Source organism: Gammaproteobacteria bacterium (assembly GCA_014075255.1).
Lineage (GTDB): Bacteria > Pseudomonadota > Gammaproteobacteria > UBA4575 > UBA4575 > JABDMD01.
Map to the genome: position 1 here is coordinate 1,656,800 of CP046178.1, position 18,046 is coordinate 1,674,845.

Here is an 18,046-nt window from a genome sequence, read left to right on the forward strand (position 1 = left end):
AGATAAATTTTGAAGCTATTCTGTCGAAAGCACCACGAAGGAATTCATTGCATTAGTCAGTGTATCCGTACCTTGTTCGGCAAGGTAGTTAAAATGACCCATTTTCCTACCAACACGAGCTTGATGTTTACCATATAGATGTAATTTTACGTTCTTTGTCAAAATGCGCGACCAATCTGGTTGCTCGTCTTGTGCATTCCAAAGATCTCCCAAAATATTCACCATAGATACAGCACTATGTGCTTGTGGGTTTCCAAGCGGCAAACCACATATTGCCCTTACTTGTTGTTCAAATTGCGAGGTATAACAAGCATCCATCGTATAATGTCCGCTGTTGTGTGTACGTGGCGCCATCTCATTAAAAAACAAGTTGCCATCATTATCAATAAAAAACTCAACTGCAAGTACACCACAATAATCTAAATTCTCAGCAATTTTTTGCGCGTGTGATTTAGCTAAGTTTTGAACATCTTCACTTACCTTTGCCGGTACCGTACTGGTAAACAAAATTCCATCTTTATGCACATTCTCTGCAACAGGAAAAAAGCTAAGTTCTTTAGTAGTGGAACGCGCAAGCACAACTGAAACCTCAGACTTAAGCGTAATCTTTTTCTCTAACACACATTCAACATTATCTAATGTATTCCACTGATCAATGCATTCTTGTATTGTGTTAACCACTGCTTGGCCTTTACCGTCATAACCTAAGCGAGTTGTTTTTAATATCATCGGTGATGCTAAGTCTGCAAATGCTTGCTCTATATCCTGTGTATTACTAACCGCATAATAAGGTGTAGGTGGGATTTTGAGTGACAGTGCAAATTGTTTTTCTTTAATGCGGTCTTGTGCGAGCTCTAAGGCACGCGCATTTGGAGACACTAAACAAGCTTTACCAAGATGTTCAAACACTTCTGCAGGCACATTTTCAAATTCAGTAGTAATTACAGAACACTCTTGCGCTAATGCCTTTAGAGAATGTGCGTCATCGTATTTAGCTTGCAGATGCAGATGAGCAATTTCACCCGCGGGACTCGAAGAATTTGGGTCAAGCACAATGACTCTATAGCCCATTGAAGTAGCAGCATGCACAAACATCCGGCCAAGCTGACCGCCGCCTAACATGCCAAGAGTTGCGCCAGGTAAAATCATGCGTATTACGGAAGTTGTGTGTTTAAAACTTTCTCTGATTGAGATGCTCGAAATTCATCAAGCTTTGCTTTTATATCTGAATTGTTATTTGCCAACATGGCCACTGCGAATAATCCTGCATTTGCTGCACCCGCCTCCCCGATAGCAAAGGTAGCAACGGGTACACCCTTAGGCATTTGCACAATTGAATACAAAGAATCCTGGCCCGATAAGTGCTTACTTGGTACAGGTACACCTAGCACAGGGACAGTTGATATCGCAGCTACCATGCCGGGTAGATGTGCAGCCCCACCTGCACCTGCAATAATGCATTTAACATCACGGGATGCTGCTGACTCAGCAAATTCAGCCATTAATTTTGGTGTTCGGTGGGCAGAAACCACGCGCTTCTCGTACAATATGCCAAACTGATCCAGAATTGCGGCAGTAGCCTGCATGACGGGCCAGTCGCTATCACTACCCATAATTATGCTGACTTGTGGATTGGCCATTTATGCTACCCCTGATACCTATAGAAAAATATAATAAAAAAATAAGCGGGCATTTTGGCTGAGACAGACCAATAAAACCAGCATATATAAGAGAATTAGGCACTTAAAAGAATAAAAATGCTATTTGAATCCAACCTAAAATCGCTCAGAAAGGTCTACCAAGGCAAAGTTCGCGATATCTATGAGGTAGACGACCAACATTGGTTAATTGTCACCAGTGATCGACTTTCAGCTTTTGACGTAATTCTACCTGACCCCATACCAAAAAAAGGCATGGTCCTGACCTCAGTATCGAATTTTTGGTTTGATCGTTTTTCCAACAAAGTAAAAAATCACCTTAGCGATATCAAACTGGAAGATGTAATTCAAGACGATGAAGAAATTCAACTGCTCAGAAGTAGAAGCGTCATTGTACGCAAATTAAAAGCACTACCCTTTGAAGCGATTGTACGCGGTTATGTTATTGGTTCCGGGTGGAAGGAATACCAAAACACTGGAGCTATATGTAGCGTGCCGCTTCCACCAAACTTAGAGCAAGCACAGAAACTCGACTCGCCTATATTTACCCCCTCTACCAAAGCAGCAGTCGGTGACCATGACGAGAATGTCAGCTTTGATAAAATTATAGATTTAGTCGAGGAAAATATTGCAGAAACTGTAAAAGACTTAAGCATAGAGATATATAAAGAAGCTGCCGATTTTGCATTACAAAAAGGCATTATTATTGCCGATACCAAGTTTGAATTTGGCTTAGATGAAAACGATGAAATCGTGTTAATTGATGAAGCCTTAACGCCTGACTCATCACGCTTTTGGCCACAAGACACATACAAAATTGGCGAAAGCCCAAAAAGTTATGACAAACAATATGTGCGTGACTATTTGGAAACTCTTGATTGGAATAAGCAAGCACCCGGACCCAAACTTCCGCAAAAAATTATCGACAATACCAGCGCGAAATACCTAGAAGCCTGTGAGCGGTTAACCGGCTTAAAGCTTTAATACTGCCAGTAACGGATAAATGTGTTGAGTTCAATTATGCAATTCATCTGCTGTTTTGACCTCCTTACGCTTCCTCAATATGTAACGGTACTCGCACAAGACATAATTCTCATAAGATAAATTTTCAGACAGCTGAGGATGCATTTTATGGAAAACCCTTATTCAGCACCCAAGTCTCAAGATAAAAACCGAAGAGACTTTAAGACACCCATCATTGTTCCAGTTTCAGTCGTTATGGTACTCACCATATATGTTGGATATTGGATATTTACATTGAACGGTGGCGTTGAAACAGGACTACTTGCCTCGCTAAAAGGCGCTGCATTCGAGCTGTTTCTTGTCAGCGAGACCTGCATGATCGCGATTATTCTTTACGGCAAGAAAAAACTAGAGACTTTTCTTCACGATCATCCAGTGATTGAAAACGGTGTAGCACTAGAAATTCTAAAACCTATCGCAAGAGAGAATATGTATTCAGCACTTATTTTGTTTTTCTTTCTAGGATTAGGCTCCCTCACTGCAATAATGACATTATTAAACAATGGGATTATTGATTGTATTGTTGTTGTAATATTAGGGATCGTAACAGCAGTTCTAATTCGCATTTATACTCCTATTGAAGAAAGTATTAAACAAATTGAATGCACGGATGAGACATTAGAAAATGAGCTTAGTAATCTTTTAAACTGCTGGATGAACAAAGCATTTCCAAATTTTTAAGATTACATTTAGAAACTTAATTAAAAGTAATAAGCAAGATCTACTTGGAAATAGTCGTCGCGATGAAATGTATGTAGTGGGTCTTCACTCGCTACATCACTAAACATTTGCAATTCACTTTCTAGTTTCCAGCTATCGCTAAATCTTCGCTGCAACTCAACGCGCACACTTTTGCTGCTGTAGTCAAAATCATAGAACCCACCTGCCAGAAGTTGCGTATCTTGTGCGTCATTTAATACATAGCGAGCCCCTAAAAACATATCATCCTGAAAACCAACCGGAGCATTTCGATGACGATCATCAAAGTGATATTCAGATAACACACCCAAATCCGCTCCGCTTTCACTGACTCCATAGAAGGTGTACTCAAAACCACCTACTGCTGCAGTGAAGCCACGTCCTTTTTTAGTCTGCAGAATAGACTCTAGTTTCCAGGTCCAATTACCTAAAATCGCCTGCAGATCCAAACCCGTTTGATCAATCAACCCGTAGTAAGGTATAAGTTCAACACTACCGTTTGAATTTAGCTTAGTTCGCAATTCTGGCGAGCGTGAAGTGCCATTAAAATGAGATAACCCTAAATCGAAAGGGCCAAGTTGAGTTTTTAAGCGAAGCGCCCAATCAACATGATGTTCCTCGGCACCAGACTCATATTCTTCTTCATCCGTATCGACCACCAAACCTGTACGCAACCTACCTTTACGCCCTGGGAAGGTGCGTTCTCGAAATCCAGGCAATACGTAAAATTGGACAACGCCCCAATCTTGTAGCCAAGTGGTCTCTATCATGGGTTGACCCAGCTTGTCTTCGGTATCTAGATTCTCTACAAGATCTGTCTGATTAATTATATCGACCAAATGTTGGGATTCGGTTACTCCCCAAAATACTTTTGCAACACCTACACGCCATTCCCAGTCTCCCAGCACATGTAAATAATGCGCTTCGCGAATATCAACATGAGAACGTTCGGGATCGGTTGAATCTAGACGTGCAAAAGGTTTAAAAGTTACAGCGCGTAATCCGTTATTCCAATCTTTATAGTATTCAGGCTCGAGAGCAAATGATAGATCTCCATCACGCTGGTCATCAAACTGTGGGTTTTGCCAAAACCCTCGCCCCTGGCCAGAAACATAGCCAGACCAAACTCCCGCAGAGTCTTCGTCCGCAGATACAACATGAAATACTGTTTGCGATACAACACATATCAGTACACACAAGTAAGAATATTTCTTACGTAAAGTAGACATGATTAATAATTAATTTTAGCGTAATCGCGGCAGCGCATTAGAATTAAAATCACGCTCTGGCACATCTGTCTTCAACTCGTAATTTGACCACTTTAACGTCGTCTCTTTCCCAGTTTGATGATTAACCATAAACATTTCATCCGGTCGCCAAAACCTTCCCTCGTATTCTTGATAACCTGAATAGCTTAACGTTTTTAGTTGTGCATCTTTGCGATCATAAAACTCTATCTTGACTACACGATATTCCGCTTTATCAATCCAGCCAATCTGACGCGTGTAACCCGAATACTCATATTCAGGGTAACGTTCAATTACATGGCATTCCCATTCACCGCATGACTCATCTCGCAAATGTTTATAAGAATATTTTTCTACTTCTTGTGAACCAAGATCTTCAAACGCAAATTCGCTTCCCACAAAAGGGCCAGATTTATTTCGCGAATTAATTCTTTTAACTCGTTTGAGCGCAGGCAAATATAGCCATTGATCATCCGGTTCCAGCCCATGGCTATAGGTTAATACTGCAGTGTGCTTCACGTCTGCAGGACGATCAAAAATGGATAAGGTTTTATCGCCATCGCCTTCCACTTCTAATGTACGAGTTCGAATATAACGCGTGCTTTCTTGACCCTGACGATTGCGCAAGGTCATTACCATTTCCGCAGTTTGCGATTCAAAGCCGGTATCACGTTTATCTGCAGCAATAGCGGTCAACAAACCCATCGCCGAATTCAACTCAAATGCTGACATGGATAACACTAAAAACCCTGCTGCTAAGACAATGGTAGTAATTAAAAGTGCAGTGCCAACATTTTCGAATGCATAACGTACAGCTTCCGTAGCTGAAAGATTTTTTTCTCGCTTCGCTCTTAAATATTTACTCATAAAATGAACCGTATCATCAACGACAATTCCTAATGTCATACCAGCAACAATAGATAAAGCTAAACCAATCTCACTATCAAAAATTGCCCAGATACCAAATGCGACGCCTATTGGGGTCAGATTAGGAATCAAACTTATTAATCCCAACTTAAACGATTTCAATGCAAATATTAAAATAATAGAGATAAGCGCCAATGCAACCAAAGTACCAATTATCATGCTATCGATATTACGCACCGCAAGATGAGAAAAGATTACCGCTGGACTCGATGCAATCATTTTCATATCGGAAGCATTACCTATAATCCAATCTCGCGCTCTTTGCTCAAACCCTAGCATTTGATCTGTGCTGAGCGTTGCTAATGTGGTTGATATACGCGTAGATGATTTATCAATATTAATTTGATCGTTTAGGTCCAGTCCATAAGGTAAAGATAATTCATACAACAGTAAGTACTGTGCAGCTAACTCTCGTGAACCTGGTAATTTATAAAAGCTTCCGTCATCACTATGCATATTTTTATTCAAACGTTTAAATGTATCTGAAACAGCGTTTACATGCATTACCTCAGGCTGATGGCGCAACCACTCGACAAAACTATCCATTTTCTGTAAAAACGCTGGCTCACTAATACCACCTGAAGATTCAGCTTCCAGAGAAAATTGGACACTATATAAACCTGAAATTTTTTCCGTTACATAATCTGTATGACGCCGAAACTCAATAGAGTCATCAAAGTATTCAACAAAACGGTCATTAATTTCATTGCGTGGAATGATAGCTAAAAACGCAAGGATCACAGCACCCATTCCCCATAGCAATGCTTTGCGTTTCAATATCACTACTTTCGCAATATTTTGCATAAGTTTAGTTTTTCTATCCACACCCTGCTTCACTTTAAATGGTAAGACCGCAGTTAATGCAGGCAAGAAAAATACAGACAAAATAAAAGCAAAGGTCACTCCCATTGCAGTGATGTTGCCCAAATCATGGAATGGCGGCACATCACTAAAGTTTAAGCTCAAAAATCCAATTGCTGTAGTCAGTGATGTTAAAAATATAGGATTAAAATTAATCCGCAGGGATTCTTTTATCGCTGCAAATTTATCCAAACCATTGCGCATGGAATGCAAGAATGTCGTGAGAAAATGGACACAGTCTGCAACTGCAAGAGTAAGAATCATAATTGGTGCTGATGCTGAAGGAGGAGTTAATTTAAAACCCAACCATCCAGCGGCACCCATTCCCATCATAATCGAAAAAATAATTACAACTAATGCGGATATAGTTGCGCTTATACTGCGTAAAAATAGGAAAAGCCCTATGATTATTGCGACGAAGGCCAGGGGAATCAAACTTTTCATGTCGTTAATGCTAGCTTCGGGAAAAGCATTATTCATCATCACAATACCTGTGCTATAAACATTAATTTCAGGATGTGACTGCTCAAAGTTCATCACCATGTCCCTAGTAAAGTTTACAACTTCAGGTCCTTCTATAATTTCATTCTTACCTGGGAGCTCTATAGTAATGTTTACTGCTGCAGCCTCAGATGAAGCAGACACTAATCGATGCACCAACAATGGTTCATTTAGCGCCACGTTTTGAATGTAAGTTAAATCCTTGCTAGACAAACTTTCAACATTGTCAACCAAATCTATGACTATTAAATCATCGCCTTGTGCATACGTATGCTGAAAGTTAGTGATGGAATCCACCCGAATAGAGTGAGGTACTTGCCAAGAATTTTCCGTAAGCTCTTTTAGTGCAGTCAAAAAAGATTTATTGAAAACATTGCCATCCTTAGGCTCCAACATAATGAAAACATTATCATTTTTTGTATAAGTATCTTGCAATGTTTCAAATTCGAGCAATTGAGGATTATCTTCGCTAAAAAAATAACGGTAGTCATTAGTAAATACTAAATTCTTCCCACCTGCTGCAAATAAAAACACACATACCAAACTTATGAGCACTACTAAAAAACGCCATCGAAGAATAAAATCTGAATACTTACTTAACATGCTCGATTCCTTATGCTCTTAAACTTTCAAGATAATCAATAATACTTTGTCCGCATTGGAACAATACTTTTTTACTTTGTGCATTTTTTGCAAGACCCATACATCCCTCAAGACTAGCAACCACCATAGTGGAAACACTTTTAACGTTTACTTCTTTTTTAACAAATCCTTTTTCTTGACCTATCAGCAATGCACTTTCAATACCTTTTCGCCATGAACGATAAACTGCTTCTACACGTGACCGAAACCCTTCATCTATCGGAGCCATTTCTTGCGCGAGATTATTCAATGGACAACCACATTGAATATCTTCTTCAGTGATTTCCCCGCCAGTTTGCATAATGATATTTTTAAAATTAGCAATAGGATCGTCGGTTTCTAATAGTGGCTGCACCCATTGCTGTTGAATATGCTCGGCAAGAATTTCATCCACCACTGCATAGCCAAGTTCTAATTTAGTTGGGAAATAGTGATACAACGCACCTTTAGTAACGTTTGTTGAAGACAATATTTTTGACAGACTTGCGCCCTGAAACCCACGCGCATGAATTTCTTCATAGGCAGCCTCTAAAATCACTTGCCGGGTAGCAACTTCTTGTTCAGTATTCTTTGCTGTAGATGGCATGGCTTATTCTTTATATTTCATATCATACCGATCGGTATGTTATACATACCATACGGTATGTTTGTCAACAGATCTTATAACTAATTGATTATATAAATGAAAAATACTACGAAGAGAAACGGCTTATTTATAACAGGTACAGATACTGATGTTGGCAAGACCTATATTGGTTCACAAGTTGTATCTTTATTATATGGAATGAAAATTTCTGTGCAGCCACGTAAGCCAATTGAGTCTGGTTGCGGGCTACTGGATGGTGAGTTACAGCCCGCGGATGCTAATCACTACTATGATGCTGTAGAAAAAAATATTCCATTAACTGATATATGCCCATTTCGTTTTCAGCCTGCTATTTCGCCACAGCGCGCAGCACGATTGGTTAAACAGCCGATAACAATCAAAGAATTGAAGAATGTTTGTTTAAAAAATAGTACATCAGATGATTTCTTATTTGTTGAAGGTGCTGGTGGTTTCTATTCACCATTATGTGAAGATGGATTAAATGCGGATTTAGCAAAAGCACTTCAGCTACCTGTGCTGTTAATTGCTAACGATCAACTTGGATGTATTAACCATATTTTATTATCTGCTGAAGCCATTCGACAAAAAGAGCTTGAATTAAGTGCAGTAATTCTAAACAGTAAAAATGCCACACATGACGATGCTATGGATAATTTGGATGATTTAAAAAATTACTTCGAGATTCCTATATTTTTAATCTCTCACAACGAATTAATTAAGAGCAATAAGCCTCTAGTGGACTTTCTAATCAGCATTTAGAAACAAAAAGGGCTGCGATTTGCAGCCCTTTTTAAAACTATTGCTGATACTAATTCTACATGTTGTAGCCAGTCTCTTCGTGCTGAGTGATATCTAGACCCTCAGTTTCTTCTTGCTCATCAACACGTAAGCCAATAATAGCTTTTATCACTTTTAGTATGATAAAGGTTGCTACAGCAGTCCACGCCAATACAGCTATCACTCCAATTGCTTGCACACCTAGTTGTGAACTAATGGTCATGCCTTCTGCTAGTCCTGCTCCACCAAACTGTTCTGCAACTAAAACACCAGCTAGTAGTGTTCCCAATATTCCGCCCACTCCGTGAACTGGGAAAACATCCAGTGAATCGTCAATTTTGAGTGCGCGTTTTATAAAGTTTGTAGCCAGAAAACAAACAATACCTGCTGAAGCACCAATTATTATTGCTCCCATTGGACCTACGTATCCAGATGCAGGGGTTATGGTTCCAAGACCTGCCACCATGCCAGTGACTATTCCCAATACACTTGGTTTCCCATATTTAACCCACTCTGCAAACATCCACACTAATGAACCCGTCGCAGCACTAATATGTGTAACCAACATAGCCATGCCTGCATCGCCACTTGCAGCAACTGCACTACCTGCATTAAAGCCAAACCAGCCCACCCACAGCATTCCTGCGCCTGTAACAGTCATGGTTAAATTATGCGGAGGCATGGCGGTTCTTGGGAATCCTTTTCGATTGCCCAGCACCATCGCTGCCACGATTGCACCCACACCTGCAGTTATGTGTACAACCAGCCCACCAGCAAAATCTAATACACCCATTTCGCCTAACCAGCCACCACCCCACACCCAGTGACAAACTGGAAGATAAACAACAGCTAGCCACAAAACTGAAAACCACATCATCGCAGAAAATTTCATGCGCTCTGCAAAACCGCCAACCACTAATGCAGGCGTAATGATGGCAAACGTCATTTGGAACATTACGAACACACTCTCTGGAATCGTGCCACTTAACGAACTGCGTGTTACATCCGATAAAAAGAAATTAGACAATCCACCTATCCAGTTATTTAGCGATTCACCGCCATTGCTAAATGCAAGGCTGTAACCAAATACTAGCCAAACCAGTGAAGCTATACATGTAATAGTGAAGCATTGCATTAACACTGATAAAACATTCTTACTACGCACAAGACCTGCATAAAAAAGTGACAAGCCAGGAATAGTCATAAATAAAACCAATGCGGTAGCAGTCAACATCCAGGAAGTGTCCCCAGAATCTATAACTCCTTCAGCAAAGGCCATACTTGGCAATGCAAAAAATACCAGGCTAAGTAGCCATAACTTATTTTTAGCAAACAAACTCATAATCTTTCCTTACTGATTCTTAATTTATTATTGTTATAAAGCATCTTTCCCGGTTTCTCCGGTACGGATACGAATCGCTTGCTCGATATTCGTTACAAATATTTTTCCATCACCAATTTTTCCTGTATTAGCTGCTTTGGTGACCGCCTCGATAACGGATTCAACTAATTCTTCAGTAATGCCAATTTCTAATTTAACTTTTGGTAAAAAATCGACTACATACTCTGCTCCACGGTAAAGCTCGGTATGTCCTTTTTGCCTACCAAAGCCTTTTACTTCCGTTACGGTAAGACCCATAACGCCTATTTCAGATAATGCTTCGCGAACATCATCAAGCTTGAAAGGTTTAATAATGGCTGTAACCATTTTCATGACAGCACTCCTAATTTCAATAATTTTATTGACTGACAGATGTAATTCTTATAATTGGGCGACTCTCTCAAGCCCATTCCTAATATAAAAGTACTATAAATAATATGTAGTGCGATTGCACTATAGTAGCGATAAGTGGGTAACGAGATTGCTGGCCATTTACATGCATATGCACTAATAAAGTGCGCATGTTTACAGATTTGAGTATTTATTGAGCGTTAAAGTAACTTAAAAATTTGCAAGACACAGAAGTATCAATTTGTAGGGAAGCCAAGCTCCCCCACAATAATTTCTGTAGAATTTAAGCAGCTTGCTTTTCCATAGCTTCAGTGTACTTTCCAAGAGCAGCAGAACCATTGCATTTAGCACGCCATAACAATGCATTTTGTGCTTTTTCAACATTTGCGCTCTCACCCATCCAAGTTTTCATTGCTGTTTGCTGCAATGCACGGCCATAAGAAAAAGTTAATGCCCAAGGTAATTTCACACCCATCGCATTCATAGCGTTTAAATGTGCACTGGCTTCTTCATCACTTTGCCCACCTGATAAAAATGCAATACCAGGGACTGATGCGGGCACCGATGCTAATAAACATTTAATAGTTTGTTCAGCAACCGTTTGCACATCAGCACGATTAGCAGCTGACGCACCCGAGATCACCATGGAAGGTTTTAGAATCATGCCTTCAAGCGCAACACCTTGATTTTTAATTTGCTGGAAGGTAATACGCTGTGCTAATTCAGTCACTTCGTAGCATTGCTCTATAGAATGATCACCATCCATTAAAACTTCTGGCTCTACAATTGGCACAATGCCTGCTTCTTGGCTGAGCAATGCATAACGAGCAAGCGCATGCGCATTTGCCTCTATGCATGCCCAACTAGGAATATCTTTACCAATGGTAATAACCGCGCGCCACTTAGAAAAACGCGCGCCCAGTTTATAATACTCTGCTAAACGTTCACGTAGCCCATCTAAACCCTCGGTAACTTTTTCATCTTCATGTCCAGCTAGAACTTTCGCACCTGCATCAACTTTAATTCCTGGGATTATCCCATTTTTTCTTAAGTATTCAGCAAATGGAGTACCTTCTAAAGTTTTTTGGCGAATGGTTTCATCAAACAGAATCGCGCCACCAATATAATCAGACAAACCAGGTGCTGTAACTAACATGTCGCGATACGCTTGACGCATTTCTTCTGTAGTTGTGATACCCAAGCCTTCAAAACGTTTATTACAGGTAGGATGACTTTCATCCATAGCCAAAATACCTCGGCCTGGGGCCACCATGGCAGATGCGATTATATTTAATTCTTGAACATTCATTTCTATTCTCCTATGAGACCTACTAATTTATAATTTAGAATTACGAAATTTTTATTAATAAATTATGGGATTTATATTAGCAATTATTGAGGATCAATTAAGTGACCGACTCGAACAATTTTTAAAGCGCTTGTACCACCGCCTGCACCCATCAGGTCACCTTTAGTAATTATGACCAAGTCGTTTTCTTGAACAACCCCACATATCTGTAGTACATCTATTGCCTCTTTATTCACTTCTGCATGGGTACGACCCAGTACGTCAAATTTTGCAGGATAGACACCTTTATATAATGTCACTAAACGCAAAGTTTTCTCATGGCGTGTAAGCGCATAAATAGGTATCGCTGAATTAACCCGCGACATCCACAATGCAGTTGATCCAGATTCGGTTAATGCTGCAATCGCTGCTACTTCTAAACGGTTAGCGGTGTACATGGCCGACATCGCAATTGCCTCATCCACTCTCTCAAACTTTGTACTGGTGCGTTGCTCCGATATTTTTTTCAAAGCCTGTCTTTCGGAAGCCAGACAGGTTCGGTTCATCGCCTTCACTGCTTTTACCGGGTAATTCCCTACCGCCGTTTCACCCGATAACATCACTGCATCGGTGCCATCTAATACCGCATTGGCGACATCAGATACTTCAGCACGAGTCGGAATTGGGCTATAGGTCATTGACTCCATCATTTGAGTTGCAGTTATTGCGATACGATTTTTTTTGTGCGCCATCTCAATTAAAGACTTTTGCACACCCGGTACTTCTGCATCACCAATTTCAACACCCAAATCTCCGCGACCAATCATAATGGCATCAACCGCATCTAAGATGCCGTCGATCGATTCCAATGATTCAACACGCTCGATTTTTGCAATGATTCCTGCATTACCGCCAGCATCTTCAAATAATTTTTTGGCTAGTAAAATATCTTCTGCATCACGTGGAAATGAAATTGCAATGTAGTCAACATCAAAATCAACTGCATGCTTTATATCTTCACGATCTTTATTTGTAAGTGCTGGTGCAGATAAACCGCCACCTTTGCGATTAATACCCTTATTGCTGCTGAGTTCGCCTCCCATCACCACTTCACAATTGATCTTACCCTTTTCAACATCCAGCACTTTTAAAACGATGCGCCCATCATCAACCAATAAAATATCCTTAGGACCAACATCACCCGCTAATCCTTTATACGTCGTACCTATTCTTTGTTGGTTTCCTTCATCAATTGATAAATTAGTATCAATGCAGAACGGGTCACCGACTTCAAGATGGATTTTCTTATCTTTAAATATACCAATTCTAATTTTCGCACCTTGCAAGTCTCCCAGCACTCCAACTTCATAATCTTTTTCTTTGCTGAGCTTACGTAAAGTTTTTATCCGCCAAGCATGCTCTTCATGCGTGCCATGAGAAAAATTCAGGCGCACTAAATCTATTCCTGCATCCATCAATTCGCCCATCACCTTTTCACTATCAGTGGCAGGACCAAGCGTGGCTATAATTTTTGTATGCCGCAGAATAGCTTTGCGTTGGCGTATTTCAGTTACTAAACTCATTGTTTATATTTCGCTTTATATGTTTTAGGCAGATTGTTGTTCATTAAATCTTTGTTCTAAGACTGCAACTGCAGGAAGTTTCTTGCCTTCAAGGTATTCTAAAAATGCTCCGCCACCGGTTGAGATATATGAAATCTTTTCTTCTAATCCAAATTTATCTACTGCGGCAAGTGTATCGCCACCACCAGCTATTGAAAATGCCTGACTATTCGCAATAGCTTTCGCCATCACCTCAGTTCCATTTGCGAAATCATCAAACTCAAATACACCAACAGGGCCATTCCAAACAATTGTGCCAGCATCTTGCATCAATGACGCGATATGCTTAGATGACTCAGGCCCAATATCTAATATTAAATCGTCTTCTGCCACATCATTTACTGATTTTGTCGTAGCCACAGCTGTCTCAGAAAATTCCTTAGCACATACCACATCAGCAGGTAGTGGAATCTCAGTATTTTTACTGGCAGCCACATCAAGCAAGGACTTTGCAGTATCCACTAAATCAGCCTCATAAAGAGACTTGCCAACTGGCTTGCCGATTGCAGCGAGAAATGTATTCACAATTCCTCCACCTACTATCAATTGATCTACTTTATCTAATAAAGTTTCCAACACCGTTAGCTTGGTGGAAACCTTAGATCCTCCAACAACTGCAACCATTGGGCGAGCAGGTTCAGCTAATGCTTTTTGCAAAGAATCTAATTCTTTCTTTAATAAAGGGCCAGCACAGGCAATTGGAGCAAATTTCGCTACCCCATGTGTTGAAGCATGTGCGCGATGTGCAGTACCAAATGCATCCATTACATACACATCACAGAGACGTGCCATCTGTTTAGCAAGCTGGTCATCATTACTTTTTTCACCAACTTGGAAGCGAACATTTTCACATAGCACTATTTCACCAGCATTAAGTTCTACTCCGGACAACCAATCCTTTTCCAATCTGATTTTAAGATTACATTGGTCTCTCAAGTAATCCGCTATTGGCTGTAGTGATTGATTTTGATCAAAATTACCTTCAGTAGGTCGACCTCGATGTGAAAGTAAAATTACTTTTGCACCTTTATCTACAGCAAATTGTATAGTAGGCAATGCAGCTTGTATGCGCTTTGCACTGGTGACACGACCCTCTTTTATTGGGACATTCAGGTCTTCGCGAATTAGCACACGCTGATTCGCAAGATCTAGATCAGCCATGCTTAAGACTGACATAGCTTTATAGAACCCTCATCGATGAAATAAAAATTAAAACTTTTGTGTTTTTACCACTTGCTTATTTAGCATTCATTAAAGCAACGGTGGTATCTATCATACGATTTGAGAAGCCCCATTCGTTGTCATACCAAGAACATACTTTGACAGTACGCGTACCCATCACTTTCGTAAGCGTCGCATCAAAATTAGAAGAATGTGGGTCATGATTAAAATCAATCGATACCAGCGGCGCATCTACATAATCCAGTACATGCCCATCTGCCGCGTCTTTCATTACTGCATTAACTTCTTCAACGGTAGTGTCTCTTGAAGCCAAGAAAGTAAGATCTACCACAGAGACATTTATAGTTGGTACACGCATTGAAAACCCATCGAGCTTCCCATTTAACATGGGTAACACCAATCCTACCGCAGCTGCAGCTCCAGTCTTTGTTGGAATCATCGACATGGTTGCTGAACGCGCACGTCTTAAGTCACTATGAAATACATCTGTTAAAACTTGGTCGTTGGTATAAGCATGAATTGTGGTCATCACACCATTCTCAACACCGATCTTTTCATGCAAAGGCTTTACTAATGGCGCCAAACAGTTTGTTGTACATGAAGCATTAGAAATAACCGTGTCACTGGCTTTCAATGTATCGTGATTCACGCCATATACAATCGTAGCGTCAACATCGTTTCCACCCGGTGCAGAAATAATTACTTTTTTAGCGCCCGCTTTTAAATGTGCAGAAGCTTTTTCTTTACTGGCGAAAAAACCAGTGCTTTCGTGTACAACATCTACTCCAAGTTCGGCCCAAGGAAGTTTGCTTGGATCACGCTCGGAGCAAACACGAATACGGTCACCATTAATAACTATGTAGTCACCATCTACAACTACAGTCCCATTAAATTTTCCATGCGCAGTATCGTACTGAGTTAAGTGTGCATTAGTATTTGCATCGCCTAAGTCATTAATTGCAACCACTTGAATTTCATTATTGCGGCCTGATTCATAGATAGCGCGCATGATGTTTCTGCCAATACGCCCATAACCATTAATTGCAATTTTTATCGCCATTTTCTTTCTCCGTACTCTATCTCTAAATATGAATAAATTCTGTTGTCTTACGCTAGCATTTCTAATGCTTGCTTAATGATATTCTCTTCACTAAATCCAAAATGCTTCATCGCCACACCACCTGGAGCGGATGCTCCAAATGTGTCGATACCAATTGTACGCCCTTGTAAACCTACATATTTACACCAGTAATCTGATACACCAGCTTCGATTGCAATTCGCTTGCTTACTACTGCAGGTAAAACTGATTCCTTGTAGGCCGCATCCTGTTGGTCGTATAGGTTGGTATTTGGCATCGATACCACACGTACTTGCTTGCCTTGCTGGTTAAGTTGTTTGGCTGCATCCATTGCTATCCCAACTTCCGAACCGGCAGCAATTAAAATAAGCGCTGGAGCTCCATCACAATCATGCAGCACGTAGCCACCTTTTGCGATAGCATCCACTTGTTCTGCACTTCGTTCTAAAAACGGAAGATTTTGACGTGAGAATACCAAGCATGTAGGCCCGTCTTCACGCTCGATTGCGTGCTTCCAAGAAACAGCGGACTCTACCGTATCTGCGGTACGCCAAACTGACATATTTGGAATCATGCGCAAGGTCGCGGTTTGTTCTACAGCTTGGTGCGTGGGTCCATCTTCACCCAAACCAATTGAGTCATGAGTGTAAATAAATATATTACGCAATTTCATTAATGCTGCTACACGTAGTGCATTGCGCGCGTAATCTGAAAATACTAAAAACGTTGCACTATATGGAATAAACCCACCATGTAATGCGATACCTGAATTAATCGCTGACATGCCAAATTCACGTACGCCATAACGTATGTAATTTCCTGACCAATCGGTTTTAGCAAGATCCTTAGAGCCTGACCACCAAGTATTATTAGACGGCGTCAAGTCAGCAGAGCCGCCTGCCAACTCAGGTAGCAATTTTGCAAAACCATCTAATGCCAGCTGAGATGCAACTCGTGTTGCAACCGTCTTTTTCTCATCTACCGCATTCTGAATAACTTGCATAGAATCTTTCTGCCAAGTATCAGGAAGTTTATTCTGAGTACGACGTTCGAATTCTGCTGCTAATTCAGGATACTTCGTTTTATATGCATTAAACTTTTCTTGCCACTGTGCTTCGGCTTGTACACCTTTCTCGTCTGCATTCCATTCTTTATAAATTGAATCTGGAATTTCAAAGGCTTCGTGCGACCAATTTAATTTTTCACGCACTAATTTAATTTCATCGTCTCCAAGTGGTGCACCATGCGCATTACCAGTACCTTGCTTATTTGGCGCCCCCCAACCAATAACGGTTTTGCAGCAGATAATCGTTGGCTTAGAAGTTTCTTTTTTAGCAGATTCAATTGCACTTTTTATTTGCGCGGCATCATGGCCATCTACACTTTCGATTACATCCCATCCATAAGCGCGGAATCGCATAGGCGTATCATCGGTAAACCAACCATCAATCTCGCCATCAATAGAAATACCATTGTCATCATAAAAAACGATTAACTTGCCAAGCTCCAATGTTCCAGCTAAGGAACAAGCTTCATGCGAAATACCTTCCATCAAACAGCCATCACCTACAAATGCATAGGTATAGTGGTCAACAATATCGAGCCCGTCTTGATTAAATTGCGCCGCGAGTATTTTTTCAGCTAGCGCAAGCCCCACAGCATTACTCACCCCTTGGCCTAGCGGACCAGTAGTGGTTTCTACACCTGGCGTGTCACCATATTCTGGGTGGCCTGGTGTTTTCGAGTGCAACTGACGGAAATCTTTAAGATCTTGAATGGAAAGATCGTATCCCGATAAATGTAGTAGCGAGTACAACAACATGGACCCGTGTCCATTTGAAACCACAAATCGATCACGATCTGACCAATTTGGGTTTTTCGGATTATGCTTATGAAAGTCATTCCAGAGCACTTCGGCTATATCTGCCATACCCATAGGCATACCGGGATGTCCTGAATTAGCCTGTTGAACGGCATCCATACTCAACACTCGGATGGCATTGGCAATTTCTCGACGATTATCCATGAAGATATATACTTATATATAAGGTGTAGGGCTTGAGGCCGCTATCTAGCTATTATTAGATTTCTATAGAAAAAGAGCCCTGCGTCTAACAGGGCTCAGTACTATAATTAATTGGGGCTATTGTGAAATAGTTGCCTCAGAAGGGCAACAACACTAAGTGGGTAAAATTTGCTCT

15 protein-coding genes are annotated in these 18,046 nt (G+C 40.6%); 3 read left to right on the top strand and 12 right to left on the bottom strand.

Annotation, left to right across the window (positions count from 1 at the left end; all coding sequences use genetic code 11):
* Positions 1-15: 15 nt before the first annotated feature.
* Entirely contained in the window at positions 16-1,149 is a 1,134-nt protein-coding gene (locus tag GKR92_08470) for a 5-(carboxyamino)imidazole ribonucleotide synthase (protein ID QMU61727.1), read from the bottom strand.
* A 5-nt stretch (positions 1,150-1,154) separates the two neighbouring features.
* The gene (gene purE / locus GKR92_08475; GenBank protein QMU61728.1) at positions 1,155-1,640 is read right to left on the bottom strand and encodes a 5-(carboxyamino)imidazole ribonucleotide mutase; all 486 of its coding nucleotides are present in this window, start codon (positions 1,638-1,640) and stop codon (positions 1,155-1,157) included.
* A 117-nt stretch (positions 1,641-1,757) separates the two neighbouring features.
* On the opposite strand from purE, the gene GKR92_08480 reads away from it, so the two are divergent.
* On the top strand, positions 1,758-2,642 hold the full coding sequence (locus GKR92_08480; GenBank protein ID QMU61729.1) for a phosphoribosylaminoimidazolesuccinocarboxamide synthase: 885 nt from the start codon (positions 1,758-1,760) through the stop codon (positions 2,640-2,642).
* A 147-nt stretch (positions 2,643-2,789) separates the two neighbouring features.
* Positions 2,790-3,362 (top strand): hypothetical protein, encoded by a 573-nt coding sequence (locus tag GKR92_08485; GenBank protein ID QMU61730.1) that lies wholly within the window; start codon positions 2,790-2,792, stop codon positions 3,360-3,362.
* A gap of 20 nt (positions 3,363-3,382) precedes the next feature.
* Here GKR92_08485 and GKR92_08490 read toward each other — a convergent pair whose 3' ends face one another.
* From GKR92_08490 to GKR92_08500, 3 genes are read right to left on the bottom strand one after another with little or no spacing between them, the layout of a single operon-like run.
* The gene (locus GKR92_08490; GenBank protein ID QMU62754.1) at positions 3,383-4,570 is read right to left on the bottom strand and encodes a hypothetical protein; all 1,188 of its coding nucleotides are present in this window, start codon (positions 4,568-4,570) and stop codon (positions 3,383-3,385) included.
* Between the two features lie 54 nt (positions 4,571-4,624).
* Positions 4,625-7,519 (bottom strand): outer membrane lipoprotein-sorting protein, encoded by a 2,895-nt coding sequence (locus GKR92_08495; protein QMU61731.1) that lies wholly within the window; start codon positions 7,517-7,519, stop codon positions 4,625-4,627.
* A gap of 10 nt (positions 7,520-7,529) precedes the next feature.
* Complete coding sequence (locus GKR92_08500) at positions 7,530-8,144, bottom strand: TetR family transcriptional regulator (GenBank protein QMU61732.1); 615 nt, start codon at positions 8,142-8,144, stop codon at positions 7,530-7,532.
* A gap of 96 nt (positions 8,145-8,240) precedes the next feature.
* Between GKR92_08500 and bioD the strand changes: the two genes are divergently transcribed.
* Positions 8,241-8,924 carry a dethiobiotin synthase gene (bioD, locus tag GKR92_08505; GenBank protein ID QMU61733.1) on the top strand — a complete coding sequence of 228 codons (684 nt, stop codon included), beginning with the start codon at positions 8,241-8,243 and terminating at the stop codon, positions 8,922-8,924.
* A 55-nt stretch (positions 8,925-8,979) separates the two neighbouring features.
* On the opposite strand, the gene amt is transcribed toward bioD, so the two are convergent.
* The 7 genes from amt to tkt form a co-directional block, all read right to left on the bottom strand.
* Positions 8,980-10,284 (bottom strand): ammonium transporter, encoded by a 1,305-nt coding sequence (gene amt / locus GKR92_08510; GenBank protein QMU61734.1) that lies wholly within the window; start codon positions 10,282-10,284, stop codon positions 8,980-8,982.
* 33 nt (positions 10,285-10,317) lie between these two features.
* The gene (locus tag GKR92_08515; GenBank protein QMU61735.1) at positions 10,318-10,656 is read right to left on the bottom strand and encodes a P-II family nitrogen regulator; all 339 of its coding nucleotides are present in this window, start codon (positions 10,654-10,656) and stop codon (positions 10,318-10,320) included.
* A gap of 301 nt (positions 10,657-10,957) precedes the next feature.
* On the bottom strand, positions 10,958-11,983 hold the full coding sequence (locus GKR92_08520) for a fructose-bisphosphate aldolase class I (protein ID QMU61736.1): 1,026 nt from the start codon (positions 11,981-11,983) through the stop codon (positions 10,958-10,960).
* 83 nt (positions 11,984-12,066) lie between these two features.
* A complete protein-coding gene (pyk, locus tag GKR92_08525) occupies positions 12,067-13,506 on the bottom strand; it encodes a pyruvate kinase (GenBank protein ID QMU62755.1) in 1,440 nt (479 codons plus the stop codon).
* A 63-nt stretch (positions 13,507-13,569) separates the two neighbouring features.
* A complete protein-coding gene (pgk, locus tag GKR92_08530) occupies positions 13,570-14,760 on the bottom strand; it encodes a phosphoglycerate kinase (GenBank protein ID QMU61737.1) in 1,191 nt (396 codons plus the stop codon).
* A gap of 61 nt (positions 14,761-14,821) precedes the next feature.
* Positions 14,822-15,826 carry a type I glyceraldehyde-3-phosphate dehydrogenase gene (gene gap / locus GKR92_08535; GenBank protein ID QMU61738.1) on the bottom strand — a complete coding sequence of 335 codons (1,005 nt, stop codon included), beginning with the start codon at positions 15,824-15,826 and terminating at the stop codon, positions 14,822-14,824.
* A gap of 47 nt (positions 15,827-15,873) precedes the next feature.
* Positions 15,874-17,871 (bottom strand): transketolase, encoded by a 1,998-nt coding sequence (tkt, locus tag GKR92_08540; protein QMU61739.1) that lies wholly within the window; start codon positions 17,869-17,871, stop codon positions 15,874-15,876.
* Positions 17,872-18,046 lie beyond the last annotated feature (175 nt).